At 71.6% G+C, this 15,763-nt stretch carries 16 protein-coding genes and 1 tRNA gene; 11 read left to right on the top strand and 6 right to left on the bottom strand.

Annotated elements, in window-relative coordinates; genetic code table 11:
* The first annotated feature begins 26 nt into the window (after window positions 1–26).
* Window positions 27–875: a PAC2 family protein gene (locus ACVW2K_RS15675; RefSeq protein ID WP_028638297.1), complete on the top strand. Its 849-nt coding sequence runs from the start codon at window positions 27–29 to the stop codon at window positions 873–875.
* 103 nt (window positions 876–978) lie between these two features.
* Here ACVW2K_RS15675 and mshC read toward each other — a convergent pair whose 3' ends face one another.
* From mshC to ACVW2K_RS15655, 4 genes are read right to left on the bottom strand one after another with little or no spacing between them, the layout of a single operon-like run.
* Window positions 979–2,226, bottom strand: coding sequence for a cysteine--1-D-myo-inosityl 2-amino-2-deoxy-alpha-D-glucopyranoside ligase (gene mshC / locus ACVW2K_RS15670; RefSeq protein WP_457203149.1), 1,248 nt, complete (start codon window positions 2,224–2,226; stop codon window positions 979–981).
* Between the two features lie 31 nt (window positions 2,227–2,257).
* The gene (locus ACVW2K_RS15665) at window positions 2,258–3,022 is read right to left on the bottom strand and encodes an SCO1664 family protein (RefSeq protein ID WP_457203148.1); all 765 of its coding nucleotides are present in this window, start codon (window positions 3,020–3,022) and stop codon (window positions 2,258–2,260) included.
* Window positions 3,023–3,029: 7 nt separating this feature from the next.
* Window positions 3,030–3,608, bottom strand: coding sequence for a DUF3090 domain-containing protein (locus ACVW2K_RS15660; protein ID WP_028638300.1), 579 nt, complete (start codon window positions 3,606–3,608; stop codon window positions 3,030–3,032).
* Window positions 3,609–3,618: 10 nt separating this feature from the next.
* Complete coding sequence (locus ACVW2K_RS15655; protein WP_457203147.1) at window positions 3,619–4,338, bottom strand: histidine phosphatase family protein; 720 nt, start codon at window positions 4,336–4,338, stop codon at window positions 3,619–3,621.
* Between ACVW2K_RS15655 and corA the strand changes: the two genes are divergently transcribed.
* On the top strand, window positions 4,337–5,353 hold the full coding sequence (gene corA, locus ACVW2K_RS15650; RefSeq protein ID WP_231496252.1) for a magnesium/cobalt transporter CorA: 1,017 nt from the start codon (window positions 4,337–4,339) through the stop codon (window positions 5,351–5,353). The two genes, ACVW2K_RS15655 and corA, sit on opposite strands and share 2 nt — an antisense overlap.
* 4 nt (window positions 5,354–5,357) lie before the next feature.
* On the opposite strand, the gene ACVW2K_RS15645 is transcribed toward corA, so the two are convergent.
* Complete coding sequence (locus tag ACVW2K_RS15645) at window positions 5,358–6,185, bottom strand: undecaprenyl-diphosphate phosphatase (RefSeq protein ID WP_457203146.1); 828 nt, start codon at window positions 6,183–6,185, stop codon at window positions 5,358–5,360.
* A 119-nt stretch (window positions 6,186–6,304) separates the two neighbouring features.
* Between ACVW2K_RS15645 and ACVW2K_RS15640 the strand changes: the two genes are divergently transcribed.
* Window positions 6,305–7,252 carry an aldo/keto reductase gene (locus tag ACVW2K_RS15640; RefSeq protein WP_457203145.1) on the top strand — a complete coding sequence of 316 codons (948 nt, stop codon included), beginning with the start codon at window positions 6,305–6,307 and terminating at the stop codon, window positions 7,250–7,252.
* A gap of 23 nt (window positions 7,253–7,275) precedes the next feature.
* Window positions 7,276–7,494, top strand: coding sequence for a DUF5703 family protein (locus ACVW2K_RS15635; RefSeq protein WP_051549375.1), 219 nt, complete (start codon window positions 7,276–7,278; stop codon window positions 7,492–7,494).
* Window positions 7,495–7,602: 108 nt separating this feature from the next.
* Here the strand turns inward: ACVW2K_RS15635 and ACVW2K_RS15630 are convergent, their stop codons facing one another.
* On the bottom strand, window positions 7,603–8,925 hold the full coding sequence (locus ACVW2K_RS15630) for a M20/M25/M40 family metallo-hydrolase (RefSeq protein WP_457203144.1): 1,323 nt from the start codon (window positions 8,923–8,925) through the stop codon (window positions 7,603–7,605).
* 78 nt (window positions 8,926–9,003) lie between these two features.
* Between ACVW2K_RS15630 and ACVW2K_RS15625 the strand changes: the two genes are divergently transcribed.
* The 7 genes from ACVW2K_RS15625 to ACVW2K_RS15595 all read left to right on the top strand — a co-directional run bounded on the left by ACVW2K_RS15625 (window position 9,004) and on the right by ACVW2K_RS15595 (window position 15,747).
* A tRNA-Leu gene (locus tag ACVW2K_RS15625) sits at window positions 9,004–9,089 on the top strand.
* 129 nt (window positions 9,090–9,218) lie between these two features.
* Complete coding sequence (locus tag ACVW2K_RS15620) at window positions 9,219–10,415, top strand: ROK family transcriptional regulator (protein WP_051549376.1); 1,197 nt, start codon at window positions 9,219–9,221, stop codon at window positions 10,413–10,415.
* Window positions 10,412–11,752 (top strand): ABC transporter substrate-binding protein, encoded by a 1,341-nt coding sequence (locus ACVW2K_RS15615; protein ID WP_036570833.1) that lies wholly within the window; start codon window positions 10,412–10,414, stop codon window positions 11,750–11,752. The genes ACVW2K_RS15620 and ACVW2K_RS15615 overlap by 4 nt, the downstream gene beginning before the upstream one ends.
* Window positions 11,749–12,687, top strand: a complete 939-nt coding sequence (locus ACVW2K_RS15610; RefSeq protein WP_028638308.1) for a carbohydrate ABC transporter permease — start codon at window positions 11,749–11,751, stop codon at window positions 12,685–12,687. Before ACVW2K_RS15615 ends, ACVW2K_RS15610 begins: the two co-directional genes overlap by 4 nt.
* Window positions 12,684–13,520, top strand: a complete 837-nt coding sequence (locus ACVW2K_RS15605) for a carbohydrate ABC transporter permease (protein WP_457203143.1) — start codon at window positions 12,684–12,686, stop codon at window positions 13,518–13,520. The genes ACVW2K_RS15610 and ACVW2K_RS15605 overlap by 4 nt, the downstream gene beginning before the upstream one ends.
* Window positions 13,517–14,773, top strand: coding sequence for a 6-phospho-beta-glucosidase (locus ACVW2K_RS15600; RefSeq protein WP_457203142.1), 1,257 nt, complete (start codon window positions 13,517–13,519; stop codon window positions 14,771–14,773). Before ACVW2K_RS15605 ends, ACVW2K_RS15600 begins: the two co-directional genes overlap by 4 nt.
* Complete coding sequence (locus tag ACVW2K_RS15595) at window positions 14,764–15,747, top strand: N-acetylglucosamine kinase (RefSeq protein WP_457203141.1); 984 nt, start codon at window positions 14,764–14,766, stop codon at window positions 15,745–15,747. Before ACVW2K_RS15600 ends, ACVW2K_RS15595 begins: the two co-directional genes overlap by 10 nt.
* Window positions 15,748–15,763: the final 16 nt, after the last annotated feature.

Genomic DNA, 15,763 nt, shown 5'->3' with positions numbered 1-15,763 from the left:
CCCCGGCGGCGACTAGGCTTGGAGGGGTGATCGAGCTGGAGGACGTTCCCGACCTGGTGGACCCGATCGTCATCGCCGCCTTCGAGGGCTGGAACGACGCCGCCGACGCCGCCTCCGCGGTCGTCGACCACCTCATCCGGGTGTGGGGTGCGCGCACCGTCGGCGCGATCGACCCCGAGGACTTCTACGACTTCCAGGTCAACCGCCCGGTCGTGGGCAGCGACGCCATGGGCCACCGGCGGATCACCTGGCCGACGACCACACTGTCCGTCGCCTCTCCCCCGGAGCTGGACCGCGACGTGATCCTCCTGCGCGGCATCGAGCCCAGCATGCGCTGGCGCCAGTTCTGCGGCGAGCTGCTCGCCGCGTGCGACGAGCTCGGCGGCACGATGGTGATCACGCTCGCCGCGCTGCTGGCCGACACCCCGCACACCCGGCCGATCCCGGTGACCGGCACGGCGACCGAGCCCGAGCTGGTCGACCGGCTCAAGCTCGAGCAGTCGACGTACGAGGGTCCGACCGGGATCGTCGGCGTGTTCCAGGACGCCTGCGTGCAGGTGGACATGCCGGCGGTGTCGTACTGGGCCGCGGTGCCGCACTACGTCGCCCAGCCGCCCTGCCCGAAGGCGACGCTGGCGCTGCTCGGCCAGCTCGAGGACCTGCTCGAGGCGTCGATCCCGCTCGGTGACCTGCCCGAGGACGCCCGCGCCTGGGAGCGCGGTGTGGACGAGCTGGCCGAGGAGGACGAGGACGTCGCCGACTACGTCCGGGCCCTCGAGGAGACCCGGGACACCACCGACCTCCCCGAGGCCTCCGGCGAGGCGATCGCGCGCGAGTTCGAGCGGTACCTCAAGCGGCGGCGCGACGAGGACTGACCGGCCGCTAGGTGCGCGGATTGGTCACCAACCGCAGATTTGAACGGTCCAATGTTGCGGATTGGTCACCAACCGCAGAACGGACCAGCCCCGTCCGGATCCGTCAGCGCATCCAGATGGCCAGGCCGAGAGCGGCGTCGAGGAGGCGCAGCATCTCGCCGGCGGCATCGGGGTCGCTGGTGTCGGCGAGGCCGTCGGTGCCCAGCGTGGCCGCGACCCAGCGGTCGACCGCGGCGAGTGCACGCGGCGCGTCGAGGTCGTCGGCCAGCGCGGTGAGGACCTCCTCGACGACGGGCGCGGCCGGTGCGCCGGCACCCAGCGAGAGGGCCCGGCGCCAGCGGTCGACGTCGTCGACGGCGGTCCAGAGCTCGGCGTCGGTCCACTCCCAGTCGGCTCGGTAGTGGTGGCGCATCAGCGCCAGTCGGATCGCCATCGGGTCGACGTCGCTGTTGCGCAGCGCCGAGACGAAGACCAGGTTGCCCCGCGACTTCGACATCTTCTCGCCGTCGTACCCGACCATCCCGCCGTGGCTGTAGACCTGGGCGAACGGCGTGCCGGGTACGGCGACCTGGGCGTGGCCGGCACACATCTCGTGGTGCGGGAACACCAGGTCGCTGCCGCCGGCCTGGACGTCGAACGCGGACCCGAGGTGCTCCTGGGCGATCGCGGTGCACTCGACGTGCCACCCCGGGCGACCGGGTCCCCACGGGCTCTCCCACGACGGCTCCCCCTCGCGGCGGCCGCGCCACACGATGCAGTCGAGCGGGTCCTTCTTGCCCGGGCGCTCGGGGTCGCCGCCGCGCTCCGGGTAGATCTCGAGCATCTTCTCCCGGGACCAGCCCGACTCCGCACCGAAGGCCGGGTCCGCGGTCACCGAGAAGTAGAGGTCGTCCTCGACCCGGTAGATCGTGCCGACGGCGTCCAGTCGCTCGATCAGGTCGATGACCAGCGGGATCGACTCGACGGCACCGATGTAGTGGTCGGGCGGCAGCACGCGCAGCGCGGCCATGTCCTGGCGGAACAGCTCGGTCTCCCGCTCGGCCAGCTCGACCCAGTCGACGTGCACCTTGGCCGCGCGCTCGAGCAGCGGGTCGTCGACGTCGGTGACGTTCTGGACATAGGTCACCTCGTGACCGGCGTTCCGCCAGGCCCGGTTCAGCAGGTCGAACGCGACGTACGTCGCGGCGTGGCCGAGGTGGGTGGCGTCGTACGGCGTGATGCCGCACACGTACAGGCGCGCCGGGCCGTCGGGCGTCGTCGTGACCCGATCGCCGGACGCGGTGTCGTGCAGGACGACCGGCGGACCCACGACGGGCAGGGTGGGGATCTCCGGGGACGGCCAGGCGCGCATGCGGCGAGCCTATCGAGTGGGGCGAGGCGGGTCAGAACGGCGGCCACGGGATCGCGGGCCACTCGCCGCGAGGCGCCGGCATCACGGCCTTCGCCGCCAGGCGCTGGCACCGCCGGGCGAGCGCCTCGAGCTCCGGGTCGGTCAGGTGCTCGGCGAGGGCCTCGCCGAGGGCGCCGCGCACCTCGTTGCCCACCCTGCGGACGACGTCCACCTCCTCCGGGGTCAGGCTCTCCCCCAGCCACCCCCACAGGACGGTGCGCAGCTTGTGGTCGGTGTGGAACGTCACGCCGTGGTCCACGCCGTACCGGTGCCCGTCGGCCATCTCGAGCACGTGGCCGCCCTTGCGGTCGGCGTTGTTGACGACGACGTCGAAGACCGCCATCCGCCGCAGCGGCGCGGAGTCCTCGTGGATCAGCGAGATCGGCCGGTCCTGGCCGTCCAGCCCGTCGAAGACGTGCTTCCACCCCTCCGGCACCTCGCGCTCGGCGACCAGCGTGACCGCGACCTGCTCCTCGTCCGGCTCCTGCCAGCGCTGGACCATCCCGGGGCCGTGCGGCCCGCCGCGCAGCCAGGTCTCGGGCACGACGTTCCAGCCGAACGCCTCGGAGACCAGGTACGCCGCCCGCTCCCGGCCCGCGAGCGTCCCGTCGGGGAAGTCCCACAGCGGCCGCTCGCCGGCGACCGGCTTGTACACGACGCGCACCCCGCCGATCTCGCCGACGAAGGTCGCGTTCGACGCAGGCATGATCCGGCCGTGGAGGACGAGCTCGTCCTCGAGCAGGTCGGCCTCGGGCATCGGTCCGTCACGGGTCCCGTCGCCGGAACCCGTTCGCCCGCACGCACAGGTGTCCGTCCGGGTCGATCGGGTTGCCGCAGAAGGGGCAGCTCGGCCGGCCCGCGTCCAGGACCTGCTCGGCACGCTTGACGAAGGCGCGGGCCGGTCCGGGGGCGATCCGCACCAGCAGGACCTCCTCGGGGTCGGGCTCCTCGAAGTCTTCGTCGAGCTGATCCGGGGTGACGACCGCGGCCTCGCTGAACGGGAACACCTCGATCACGACCCGTTGGTCGTCGGGGTCCCAGGACAGCGTCATGGTGCCGGCGCGGAACTCCTCGTCGATCGGCTGCTCCAGGGGCGCGGAGTCGTCGAGGCCGAGCGGCGCGACGGCGGGGATCATCGCCTCGTTGAGCTCGTTGGACATGACCTCGTCGAGCAGCTCGTCGATCCGCTCGGCGAGCGCCTGGACCTGCTGCTTCTCCAGCGCGACGCTCACGATCCGTGAGCCCGACCGCGCCTGCAGGAAGAAGGTGCGCTGCCCCGGCGGGCCGACGGTGCCGGCGACGAACCGCTCCGGCGGGTCGAAACCGTGGACGAGGGGTGCCATGCCAGTCACCCTAGGCGGTCGCCGAAGGGCCGGCCCCACCGCCGACGACGGCGTCCGTGGACGCCGCTCGTCGGTGCCGCTTCGTCGTGGCCGGCGGGGCCAGCCAGGACAGGTCGCCGGAGTGGGTGTTCGTGGCGAGCACGTACGGCCGGCTGCTGGTGTAGCGCACGATCGACACCGACGCGGGGTCGACGTGGAGGCGCTGGAACAGGTCGAGGTGCATGCCGAGCGCGTCCGCGAGCACGGACTTGATGACGTCGCCGTGACTGACCGCGACCCAGAGCGCTCCAGAAGCGTGCTCGGCCTCGAACGCCGCGTCCAGGCGCCGTACGGCGGCGACCGCACGCGCCTGCATCGCCGTCATCGCCTCGCCGTTGGGGAACACCGCGGCCGAGGGCTGGGTCTGCACGAGCGACCAGAGCTTCTCCTTGGCCAGCTCCTTGATCGGGCGGCCGGACCAGTCGCCGTAGTCGCACTCGGTGATCCCGCGCTCGGAGGTCGGTCGCGGCGAGCCCGGCTGGGCCTTGGCGATCGCGCGCGCCGTCTGCCGGCAGCGCTCCAACGGGCTGGTGACGACGCCGGCCAGCGGCAGGACCGCGAGCCGCCCCGCGGTGCGCGCGGCCTGGGCGGCACCGGTGTCGTCGAGCTTCACGCCGGGGAGCCGCCCCGCGAGCACGCCGGTGGCGTTCGCCGTCGTGCGCCCGTGGCGCACGAGGATCACGGTTGCCATGGCGGCGACTGTAGAGGACGGCGCCTCGGGCTACCGTGTGCCCGTGATCGTCGACTGTGCGCTCTACCGCGACGGCGAACGCGCCGCCGGCGGCACCCACTGGCAGGAGCTGCGGGCGAAGGCGGACGTCGACGGCGACTTCGTCTGGATCGGCATGCACGATCCGAGCGAGGAGGAGATGCGCGAGGTCGCCGAGGTCTTCGAGCTCCATCCGCTCGCCATCGAGGACGCCATGCAACCGCACCAGCGACCGAAGCTCGAGCGCTTCGGCGACCTGGTCTTCCTCGTGCTGAAGACCCTCTGGTACGTCGACGAGCACGACGCCGTGGAGACCGGCGAGATCGCGATGTTCCTCGGCGCGGACTTCGTGGTCACCGTCCGGCACGGCCAGGGCAACGAGCTGCACTCGGCCCGCGAGGAGCTGGAGTCGAGCCGTCGGGTGCTGGCGCACGGCCCGGGAGGGGTGATGTACGCCGTCATCGACCGGGTCGTCGACGAGTACCTCGATGTGGTCGACGAGCTGGTCGTCGACGTGGACGAGATCGAGTCGTCGGTGTTCTCCGCCGACCGGACCAACGACTCGGCGCGGATCTACGTCCTCAAGCGTGAGCTCGCGGAGGTACGCCGCGCGGTGCTTCCCCTGCGCGACCCGATCACCCGGCTGGTGACCGGCGACGTGCCCGGCGTACCCGAGAACTCGACGCCGTTCTTCCGGGACGTGGCGGACCACCTGGCCCGTGCTGCGGAGACCGTGGACTCGCTGGACTCGCTGCTGTCGACGGCGTTCGACGCGCACCTGGCCCAGATCTCGGTGCAGCAGAACAACGACATGCGGAAGATCTCCGCCGGTGCGGCCCTGGTCGTCGTGCCGACGCTGATCGCCGGGGTCTACGGCATGAACTTCGAGCACATGCCGGAGCTGGAGTGGACCTACGGCTACCCGTTCGCGCTCGCGCTGATGGCCGTGGTGGCGGCGGGCCTGTGGGTCCTGTTCAAGAAGTCCGGCTGGCTGTGACCGGTCAGGTCGCCGTCATCACGCCGGTCGACAGCAGCACGACCAGCAGCAGGCCCAGGCCCACGCGGTACGGGATGAACCAGGTGATCGCGTGCCCGGCCACGAAGCGGAGCAGCCAGGCGATCGAGGCATAGGCCACGACGAAGGCGGTGACGATGCCGACCAGGGCGACGCCGACGCTGATGCCGCCGCTCATCGCGTCCGGCAGCTCGAAGAGGCCGGCCGCGACCAGCGCGGGGATCGAGAGGTAGAAGCTGACCTTGGTCGCCGTGACCCGGTCCAGGCCGCGGAACAGGCCGCCCGAGATCGTGGCGCCGGACCTCGACACCCCGGGCACCAGGGCGGCGACCTGGATGAGGCCCACCGCGACGGCGTCGCGCATGTTCAGGTCCTGCTCGGAACGGTCCTGGCGCGCGACGCGCTCGGCCGCCCACATGACGGCGCTCCACGCGATCAGCGCGATGGCCACGACCCAGAGCGACCGCAGGTCGCCGGTGATCAGGTCCTTGAACAGGAGCCCGGCGATCCCGACCGGGATGGTGCCGACGATGACGTACCAGCCCATCCGGTGGTCGAGCTGGCCGCGGTACTCGGGCCGGACCAGCCCGAGGAACCACGCCTTGGCGATCCGCCCGATGTCGCGGAAGAAGTAGACGACCACGGCGGCGATCGCACCCATCTGGATCACGGCGGTGTACCCGGTGACGGCGTCGTCGCCCAAGTCCAGCCCGAGCGCCTTCTGGGCGATCATCAGATGGCCGGTGCTGGAGATGGGGAGGAACTCGGTGAGCCCCTCGACGATGCCGAGGATGACGGCGTCGAAGTAGTCCATCGACTCGCTTTCGGGTCGGTCCGGTCGGTGCTGGGCGAGCCTACGGGGTCGAACCTGTCCGGAAGATGAACGGCGAGCCGGGACCGTCGTACGCGGGCGCCTTGGCTACCTTCTTCCCCATGCAGCAGCGGCGAGTCGGCGCGACCGGCCTGGCGGTGTCCCGACTCGGCCTCGGCACCATGACCTGGGGACGCGACACGGACCAGCACGAGGCACGTGACCAGCTGATCGCGTTCGCCGAGGCGGGCGGGACGCTCGTCGACACCGCCGCCGGCTACGGCAACGGCGCGTCCGAGGAGCTCATCGGCACCCTGATCGGCGACGTCGTCGCGCGGGACGAGGTCGTGCTCGCGACGAAGGCGGGCATCAGCGCGCGACGCGGCGGTCGCGAGTACAACACGTCCCGCGGGCACCTCCTCTCCACGCTGGACGCATCGCTGCGCCGGCTCGGCACCGACCACGTCGACCTGTGGCAGGTGCACATCTGGACCGACGAGACCCCGGTCGAGGAGACGCTCTCGGCCCTCGACACCGCCGTGCAGAGCGGGCGCGCGTCGTATGTCGGCATCTCCAACTACAGCGGGTGGCAGACCGCGCAGGCGGCCACCTGGCAGCGGGCGGTCCCCGGGCGCTCGCCGCTCGCGTCGACGCAGGTCGAGTACTCGCTGCTGAACCGGGCTGTCGAGCACGAGGTGCTGCCGGCCGCGGCGGCGCTGGGCCTCGGCGTACTGCCGTGGTCCCCGCTGGGTCGCGGCGTCCTCACCGGCAAGTACCGGACCGGGACGCCGTCGGACTCGCGCGCGGCGTCGACGCACTTCGCGAACTTCGTGAACGCCTACCTCGACGACCGGTCGGCCGGCATCGTGGAGGCCGTCGCCCGCGCCGCCGACGGCCTGGGCTGGACGCTCCTCGAGGTGGCGCTGGCCTGGGTCCGCGACCGGCCGGGCGTCACCGCGCCGATCATCGGCGCGCGCACCGCCGCCCAGCTGCGCGGCATCCTGGGCGTCGAGGAGCTGAGCCTGCCCGACGAGATCGTCAGCGCGCTGGACGACGTCTCGGCAGAATGACACCGTTGTACCGAGGAGGCAGCATGACCCGTGCGTTGCGCCACCCACCCACCCGGGGGGTGGAGTGGGAGTTCGACAAGGTGACCTTCTCCCGGGAGTACCCGCGCAACGTCGTGACCAAGCTCCTCGTCGAGCGCGCCGAGCACGGCGGCTGGGAGCTCGACCGGGTCCGCATCGCCGCCGACGGCACCCGCCGGATCGTGCTGCGTCGCAAGATCATCCGGGCCGTCCGGACCGCCTGAGAGCGGCTGACATAACGGCGAAAATGCTGCGGTTTGGTCACCAACCGCACGAATCGGGGCCCGAAATCTGCGGTTGGTGACCAATCCGCGACCCCACGGCCGGGCGGCTCAGACGTCGTCGAGGAACCGGTCGAACACGCGTGCGCCGAACTCCAGCGCATCGACGGGGACCCGTTCGTCGACGCCGTGGAACAGGGCGGTGAAGTCGAGGTCGGCAGGGAGCCGCAACGGCGCGAAGCCGTAGGACCGCATGCCGAGCTTGCGGAAGTGCTTGGCGTCGGTGCCGCCGCTCATCAGGTACGGCGCGACGATCGCGTCCGGGTCCTCGGCGAGCAGCGAGCGGGTCATCGCGTCGACCAGGTCGCCGTCGTACGGCGTCTCCCAGGGCTGCTGGTGGCTGACGTACTCGACCTCGATGTCGTCGCCCACCAGGTCGGCGAGCGTGGCGAAGAACTCGTCCTCGTAGCCCGGCAGGAATCGGCCGTCGACGTGCGCGGTGGCCTCGGTGGGGATCACGTTCACCTTGTACCCGGCGCGGAGCATGGTCGGGTTGACGGTGTTGCGGATGACCGCGCCCAGCATCCGCGCGGCGCCGCCGAACTCCTGCACCAGCGCCTCGGCGTTCTCGGGCGTCGCCTCCTCGCCGGCCAGCTCGCCGACGGCGGCGAGCAGGGTGCGCATCGCCGGGGTCAGCCGCACCGGCCACTCGTGCGCGCCGATCCGGGCGACCGCGGAGGCCAGCGACGTGACGGCGTTCTCGCGGTTGATCATCGAGCCGTGGCCGGCCCGGCCGCGGGCGGTCAGCCGCATCCAGGCCATGCCCTTCTCTGCGGCCTCGATCAGGTAGATCCGCCTGCCGCGCACGGTCGCGCTGAACCCACCCACCTCGCCGACGGCCTCGGTGCAGTGCTCGAGCTCCTCGGCGTGCTGCGCGACGAGCACCTCGGCGCCCTGGTGGCCACCCGCCTCCTCGTCGGCGGTGAAGCAGAGCGTGATCGGCCGCGTGGGCACCCGCCCCGCCCGCTGCCGGGCGCGGACCACGGAGAGCAGCATCGCGTCGAAGTCCTTCATGTCGACCGCGCCCCGGCCCCAGACGTAGCCGTCGCGGATCTCGCCGGCGAACGGGTCGACCTGCCAGTCCTCGGCCGCCGCGGGTACGACGTCGAGGTGGCCGTGCACCAGCAGTCCCCCGACGTCATTGGAGCCCGAACTCGGGGACCCGCCCCACTGGGCCACGACCGACGTACGACCCGGCGACGACTCGTAGAGGTTGGACGCGATGCCCACCTCGTCGAGCAGCGTGGCGACGTACTCGGCCGCCTTCCGCTCCCCCGGTCCGTCCTCGTCGCCGTAGTTCGAGGTGTCGATCCGGATCAGCTCACGGCACAGCTCGACGACCTCGCCGGCGGGGTCCACAGGGGTGTCGCTCATGCCCCCAGCATGTCACCGCGAGGGACGGGTGCCGATGCGGAACTTCCCTCCACCATTTGCTAGTGTTCCACCGCACTCGTCCGGGTGGCGGAATTGGCAGACGCGCTAGCTTGAGGTGCTAGTGCCCGTATTAGGGCGTGGGGGTTCAAGTCCCCCCTCGGACACCGATCGGCTCCGGAGTCGCTGTGGTCAGCGGCCCGGAGCCGCTGTCATTTCCCGCCTCGAAAGTCTTGCCGCACCGGCCTCACCCTGCAATTATCAGGAAACTTTCCTATTGATCGCGGGGAGGCAGGGTGAACCCCGGAACGCCGAGCGTGCTGCGCGCCATCAACGACCGCGCCGCACTCGAGCTGCTCCTCGAGCACGGCCCGCTGTCCCGCACGCGCCTCGGCGAGCTCACCGGCCTGTCCAAGCCGACCGCCTCCCAGCTGCTGAGCCGGCTCGCGGGCGCGGGACTGGTGATGACGAGCGGGAGCTCGCGCGGCGGCCCCGGCCCCCGGGCCCAGCTCTACGCGGTCAACCCCGGCGCGGCGTACGTCGGTGCCCTCGACGTGACCCCCGCGAGCATCGTCGCGGCGGTTGCCGACATCACCGGCCGGGTCGTGGGCGAGTTCGAGCTGCGCACTCCGCGCCGGGCGGGCCCGGACGCGGTCGCGCGGGTCGTCGAGGCGCTCGAGGGGGCCACGGCCGCGGCCCGTCTCGAACGTTCCGTCCTCACGCACGTCGCCATCGGCACCCCGGGCGCCTTCGACCCGGGCACCCGCCGGCTGCGCTACGCCAGCCACCTGCCCGGGTGGCACGACCCCGACCTCCTGGACCGGCTCGCCACCGCACTCGGTGTCCCCTTCGACGTCGAGAACGACGTCAACCTCGCGGCACACGCCGAGCTGCGGACCGGGGCGGCACGCGGCGTCGACACCTTCGTGCTGCTCTGGGCCGAGGACGGGCTCGGCGCCGCCATCGTGATCGACGGCCGCATCCACGGCGGCGCGACCGGTGGCGCCGGCGAGATCGGATTCCTGCCGCTCCCGGGGACGCCTCCGGTCCGCGGCGTACGCCGGGGCAACGCGGGCGGGTTCCAGGAGCTGGCCGGCGGCCCCCAGGTGCTGGCGCTCGCCCGGTCCCACGGCCTGCGGGCCGGGAGCCCGGCGGCCGCCGTCCGTGCTGCCATCGACTGCCCGGGTGCCGGGGACGCGGTGCTCGCGACGCTGGCCGAGCGCTTCGCGCTCGGCATCGCCGCTGTCGTGGCCGTGCTCGACCCGGCGCTGGTCGTGCTGTCGGGTGCGGTGCTGTCCGCCGGCGGTGACCGGCTCCTCGGCCTGATCACCGACGAGCTCGAGTCGCTGGCGGCAGCCCGGCCGCGCCTGGAGCTGTCCGCCGTCACCGCACGTCCCGTCCTCACCGGCGCGCTCCAGACCGCATTGGACGCCGCTCGGGACCGGGTCTTCGACACCGTCACCAGCACCCGGCAGGAATGGAGAGCACCATGATCACCACGACCACCCGCGCCCGACTCGCCGCCGTCGCGGCAGCGCTCGCGCTGCCGCTCGCGGCGGCCGCCTGCACCGGGGACGGCGGCGGCGGTTCGAACGACAACCCGGACGCGGACGTCACCATCACGTTCTGGCACGGGTGGAGCGCCGACAGCGAGGTCGCGGCCATCCAGGCGACCGTGGACGCCTTCGAGAAGGCGAACCCCAACATCCACGTGAACGTGGTCGGCAACATCACCGACGACAAGATCAACCAGGCGCTCCGCGCCGGCGGCTCCAATGCGCCCGACGTGGTCTCGTCGTTCACCACCGACAACGTCGGCCAGTTCTGCACCTCCGGCGCCTTCGTCGACCTCGGTCCCCTCCTCGACAAGGCGGGCATCGACCCGGAGTCGACCTTCCCCGCGGCGCAGCTGGAGTACACGCAGTACCAGGGTGACCAGTGCGCACTTCCGCTGCTCGGTGACGCGTACGGGCTCTACTACAACAAGGACGCCTTCGCCGCCGCGGGGATCGCCGGGCCGCCGAAGACGCTCTCGGAGTTCGACGCGGACGCGGTGAAGCTCACGAAGACCTCGGGCGACACCTACTCCCAGCTCGGGTTCATGCCCGACTACCACGGCTACGAGTCCACGATCACCCACTTCGCGGCCCAGTGGTCGCCCGAGTACTTCGACGCCGACGGCGCGTCGAACGTCGCCGCCGACCCGGCCTTCAAGGACACCTTCGAGTGGCAGCTGGGCCTCGTGAACAAGCTCGGGGGCTACGACCGGCTCGAGAAGTACCGGACGACGTTCGGCGACGAGTTCGGCGCCAAGAACCCGTTCATGACCGGTCAGGTCGCGATGGCGATCGACGGCGAGTGGCGCGCGGGGATGATCCAGGCCGACGCACCGGACTTGAACTTCGGCGTCGCCCCGTTCCCCGTCCCCGACGACCAGGCCGACCAGTACGGCAAGGGCTACATCACCGGCACCATCGTCGGGATCGCGAGCACCAGCGAGAAGCAGAACGCGGCGTGGCGGTTCGTGCAGTTCCTCACCACGGACACGAAGGCTGTCGTCGACTTCGCCAACGCGATCCACAACGTCCCGTCGACCAAGGACGCGCTGGCCTCGCCGGACGTGAGCCAGGACCCGGCGTTCCAGACGTTCGTCGCCATCGCCTCGGACCCGAACAGCAACACCACACCGGCCAGTCCCAACGGCGGGGCGTACCAGCTCACCTTGCAGGACCTCGGCTACGACATCGAGTCGGGCAAGCAGACCGACATCCAGGCCGGCCTCGAGGATGCGGCCCACCAGATCGACACCGAGCTCGAGCAGTCGAAGTGAATCCCACGGCTCGTGCCCGGCGCCGACGGGAGACACTGCGCAACCTGGCGTTCCTGTCGCCCTGGCTGCTGGGCACGGGCCTGTTCTTCCTCTACCCGCTGGTGTCGACGGCGTACTTCTCGTTCACGCACTACAACGGGTTCGGCTCCCCGACCTGGGACGGCCTGGACAACTGGCGGTTCGTGCTGCAGGACTACCCGTTCTTCTGGCCGGCGATGCGGAACACCCTGTGGTTCGTGCTCGTCATGGTGACGCTCCGCGTGCTGTTCTCCCTCGTCGTCGCCATGCTGGTGCTCCGGCTCAAGCGCGGTGGCGGTCTCTTCCGCACCCTGTGGTACGCGCCGTACCTCACGCCGCCGGTGGCCGGGACGCTGGCGTTCGTCTTCCTGCTCAACCCCGGCACCGGGCCGGTGAACACGATCCTCGGCAAGCTCGGGCTCCCCCAGCCCGGCTGGTTCAACGATCCGGCGTGGTCGAAGCCGGCGCTCACCCTGCTCGCGCTGTGGACCGTGGGCGACCTGATGATCATCTTCATGGCGTCGCTCCTCGACGTGCCGCGCGAGCTGTACGAGGCGGCCGAGCTCGACGGCGCCGGCGCGAGGGGGAGGTTCCGCTACGTCACGCTCCCGCACCTGCGGCCGATCCTCACCTTCGCCGCCGTCACCGGGGTGATCGCGATCATGCAGTACTACACCGAGCCGACCGTCGCGGGTCAGGTCGCGAGCGGGCAGATCGGCGGGTCTGGCCAGCAGACCGAGCCCGGGTACCCGGACAAGTCGACGCTCACCCTGCCGCAGCTCGTCTACAACCTCGGGTTCCAGCGCTTCGACATCGGCGCCTCGTGCGTGATCGCCCTGATCCTCTTCGCGATGTCGCTCGCCGCCGCGATCGTCCTGATGCGGCGCGGTGGGGCCTTCCTGGGCGGTGAGGTGTGAGCCACCGGACCCGCGCCGCGCTCGAGTGGGTGGCGGTGCACGCGATGGCGGTCGCGGCCACGCTGTTCTTCGTGCTGCCCTTCGTGTTCGTCGTGCTCACCGCGCTGATGACCGACGAGCAGTCGCTGACCAGGCAGCTGTGGCCCAACCCGTTCCAGTGGCACAACCTGGCCGACGTCTGGAGCACACCCGGCTTCGGGACCTGGTGGCGCAACACGATCATCTATGCGGTCTCGGGTACGGCGTTGACGCTGCTCTCGAGCATCCCGGTCGCGTACGCGCTGGCCTGCTTCCGGTTCCGCGGCCGCAACCTGGCCCTCATGGTGGTCATCGCGACGATGATGCTGCCGCCGCAGGTCGTGATCGTCCCGATGTACCTCGTGTGGGCCCAGCAGCTGCACCTGTCCGGCTCACTGTGGCCGCTGATCATCCCGATGGCCTTCGGGGACGCGTTCTCGATCTTCCTGCTGCGTCAGTTCTTCGTGACCATCCCGCGCGAGTACCTGGAGGCGGCCAAGGTCGACGGCTGCAGCGACTTCGCCGCCCTCGTGCGGGTGGTGCTGCCGATGGCCAGGCCGGCGGTCGCGGCCGTCGCCCTGTTCCAGTTCTTCTACTGCTGGAACGACTACTTCGGACCGCAGATCTACACCAGTGAGAATCCCGGCGCCTGGACCCTCAGCTACGGGCTGCAGACGTTCAAGAGTGCCCACCACACGAACTGGAACTTCACGATGGCCGCCACCTTGATGGTGATGGCGCCGGTGATCCTGCTGTTCTTCCTCGCCCAACGGGCGTTCATCGAGGGCGTGACGCTGACAGGAGTGAAGGGATGAAGATCGTCGTCGTCGGTGGCGGGTCGACGTACACGCCCGAGCTGGTCGACGGGCTGGGCCGGATGCGCGACCTGCTGCCCGTCGAGGAGCTGGTCCTGGTCGACCCGGTCGCCGACCGCCTCGAGCTGGTCGCCGGCCTCGGTCGCCGGATCCTCGCGCGGCTGGACCACCCCGCCCGGCTGGTCACCTCGACCGACCTGGCTCCGGCTCTCGACGGCGCCGCTGCCGTCCTGGTCCAGCTGCGGGTCGGCGGGCAGGCGGCGCGGCTGCAGGACGAGACTTGGCCGCTGGAATGCGGCTGTGTGGGCCAGGAGACGACGGGCGCGGGCGGGCTGGCGAAGGCCCTGCGGACGGTGCCCGTCGTGCTGGACATCGCACGCCAGGTGCGCGAAGCGGCGCCCGACGCCTGGATCGTCGACTTCACCAACCCGGTCGGCATCGTCACCCGGGCGCTGCTCCGCGACGGCCACCGGGCCGTCGGGCTGTGCAACGTAGCGATCGGCTTCCAGCGGCGGTTCGCCCAGCTGCTGGACGTGGCGCCGGACCGGGTCGAGCTCGGTCACGTGGGACTGAACCACCTCACCTGGGAGCGCAGCGCCGTGGTCGACGGGGTGGACCGGCTGCCCGAGATCCTCGCCCGTCACGCCGACGACCTGGCCGCCGACATCGGTCTGCCGTCGGAGCTGCTGCGCGCGCACGGCATGGTGCCGTCGTACTACCTGCGTTACTTCTACGCCCACGACGAGGTCGTCCGCGAGCTGCTCGACGACCAGCCACGGGCCGCGCAGGTCGCCGCCCTCGAGGAGGAGCTGCTGCGGATGTACGCCGACCCGGCGCTCGACCGCAAGCCGGACCTGCTCACCCAGCGGGGCGGCGCGTACTACTCCGAGGCCGCGGTCCAGCTCGCCGCGGCACTGCTCGGCAGCAGCGGCGGGTCGACCCAGGTGGTCAACGTGCGCAACGACGGGACCCTGCCCTTCCTTGCCGACGACGCCGTCATCGAGGTCCCGGCCCGGGTGGACGGCTCCGGCGTCACGGCGCTGCCGGTCGCGCCGCTCGAGCCCCTGTACGCCGGGCTGGTCGCCGCAGTCACCGCCTACGAGGACCTCGCTCTCGACGCGGCGTTGCGGGGCGGCCGCCAGCGTGTGTTCGACGCACTGCTGGCCCACCCGTTGGTCGGCCAGGTCGACCTGGCCGCGGGACTCACCGACCGGCTGATCGCCCACAACCGCGAGCACCTGCCGTGGGCCTGAGCGTGGAGGCGGTGCTGGCGATCGACGCCGGCAACAGCAAGACCGACGTGGCGGTCGTCGCGGCCGACGGCCGGCTCCTGGGGACGTCGCGCGGGGGCGCCTTCCACCCGCACCGCGTGGGCGCGGAGGCGGCGGTGGACGGTCTCGCCCCGCTCGTGAGCGAGGCCGTGGAGCGGTCCGGACCCGTGGAGCTCCGGCACCTCTCGGCGTGCCTGGCCAACGTCGACCTGCCCTTCGAGCACGATGCCCTGGAGAGTGCCCTCGCCGGGCGCGCGTGGGCCGCGACGAGCGAGGTCTTCAACGACACCTTCGCGCTGCTGCGCGCCGGCCTGGACAGCTGGCGCGGCATCGCGGTGATCTGCGGAGCGGGCATCAACTGCACCGGGGTCCTTCCCGACGGCAGGACCGCGAGGTTCGCCGCGGTCGGCACCATCTCCGGTGACTGGGGCGGCGGCGCCTTCCTCTGGCAGGAGGCGATGTGGTGGGCCGCCCGCGCCGAGGACGGCCGCGGACCGGACACCCTCCTGCGCACCGCGCTCCCCCAGCACCTCGGGCTGCCGTCGATGGCCGAGCTGATCGAGGCGATCCACGCCGGGCGGGTCCCGGAGGACCGGTGCGCCGAGCTCACCCCCCTCCTGTTCGCGGTCGCCCAGGCCGGCGACCCCGTCGCGGCCGACGTCGTCCGCCACCAGGCCCGGGAGGTGGTCGCCCTCGCGCTCGCTGCCGCCCGGCGGCTGGGGGTCGACGAGGAGCCGATCGACGTGGTGCTGGGCGGCGGCGTGCTGACCGCCGGGCACCCGCTCCTCATGGAGGAGATCGACCGCGGGCTGGCGGCCGTGGCGCCGAAGGCGCAGACCCGGGTCGTGACGATCCCGCCGGTGGCCGGCGCGGCCCTCCTCGGCCTGGACCGGATCGGGGCCGGGACCGGCGCGCACCAGCGCCTTCGCGACGCCTACACCGGCATGTCTTCTTGAATCATTCAAGAATCTC

It is taken from the genome of Nocardioides sp. HB32 (genome assembly GCF_054058995.1).
The sequence above is the reverse complement of the archived record's forward strand: the minus strand, read 5'-3'. Positions and strand labels throughout refer to the sequence as shown.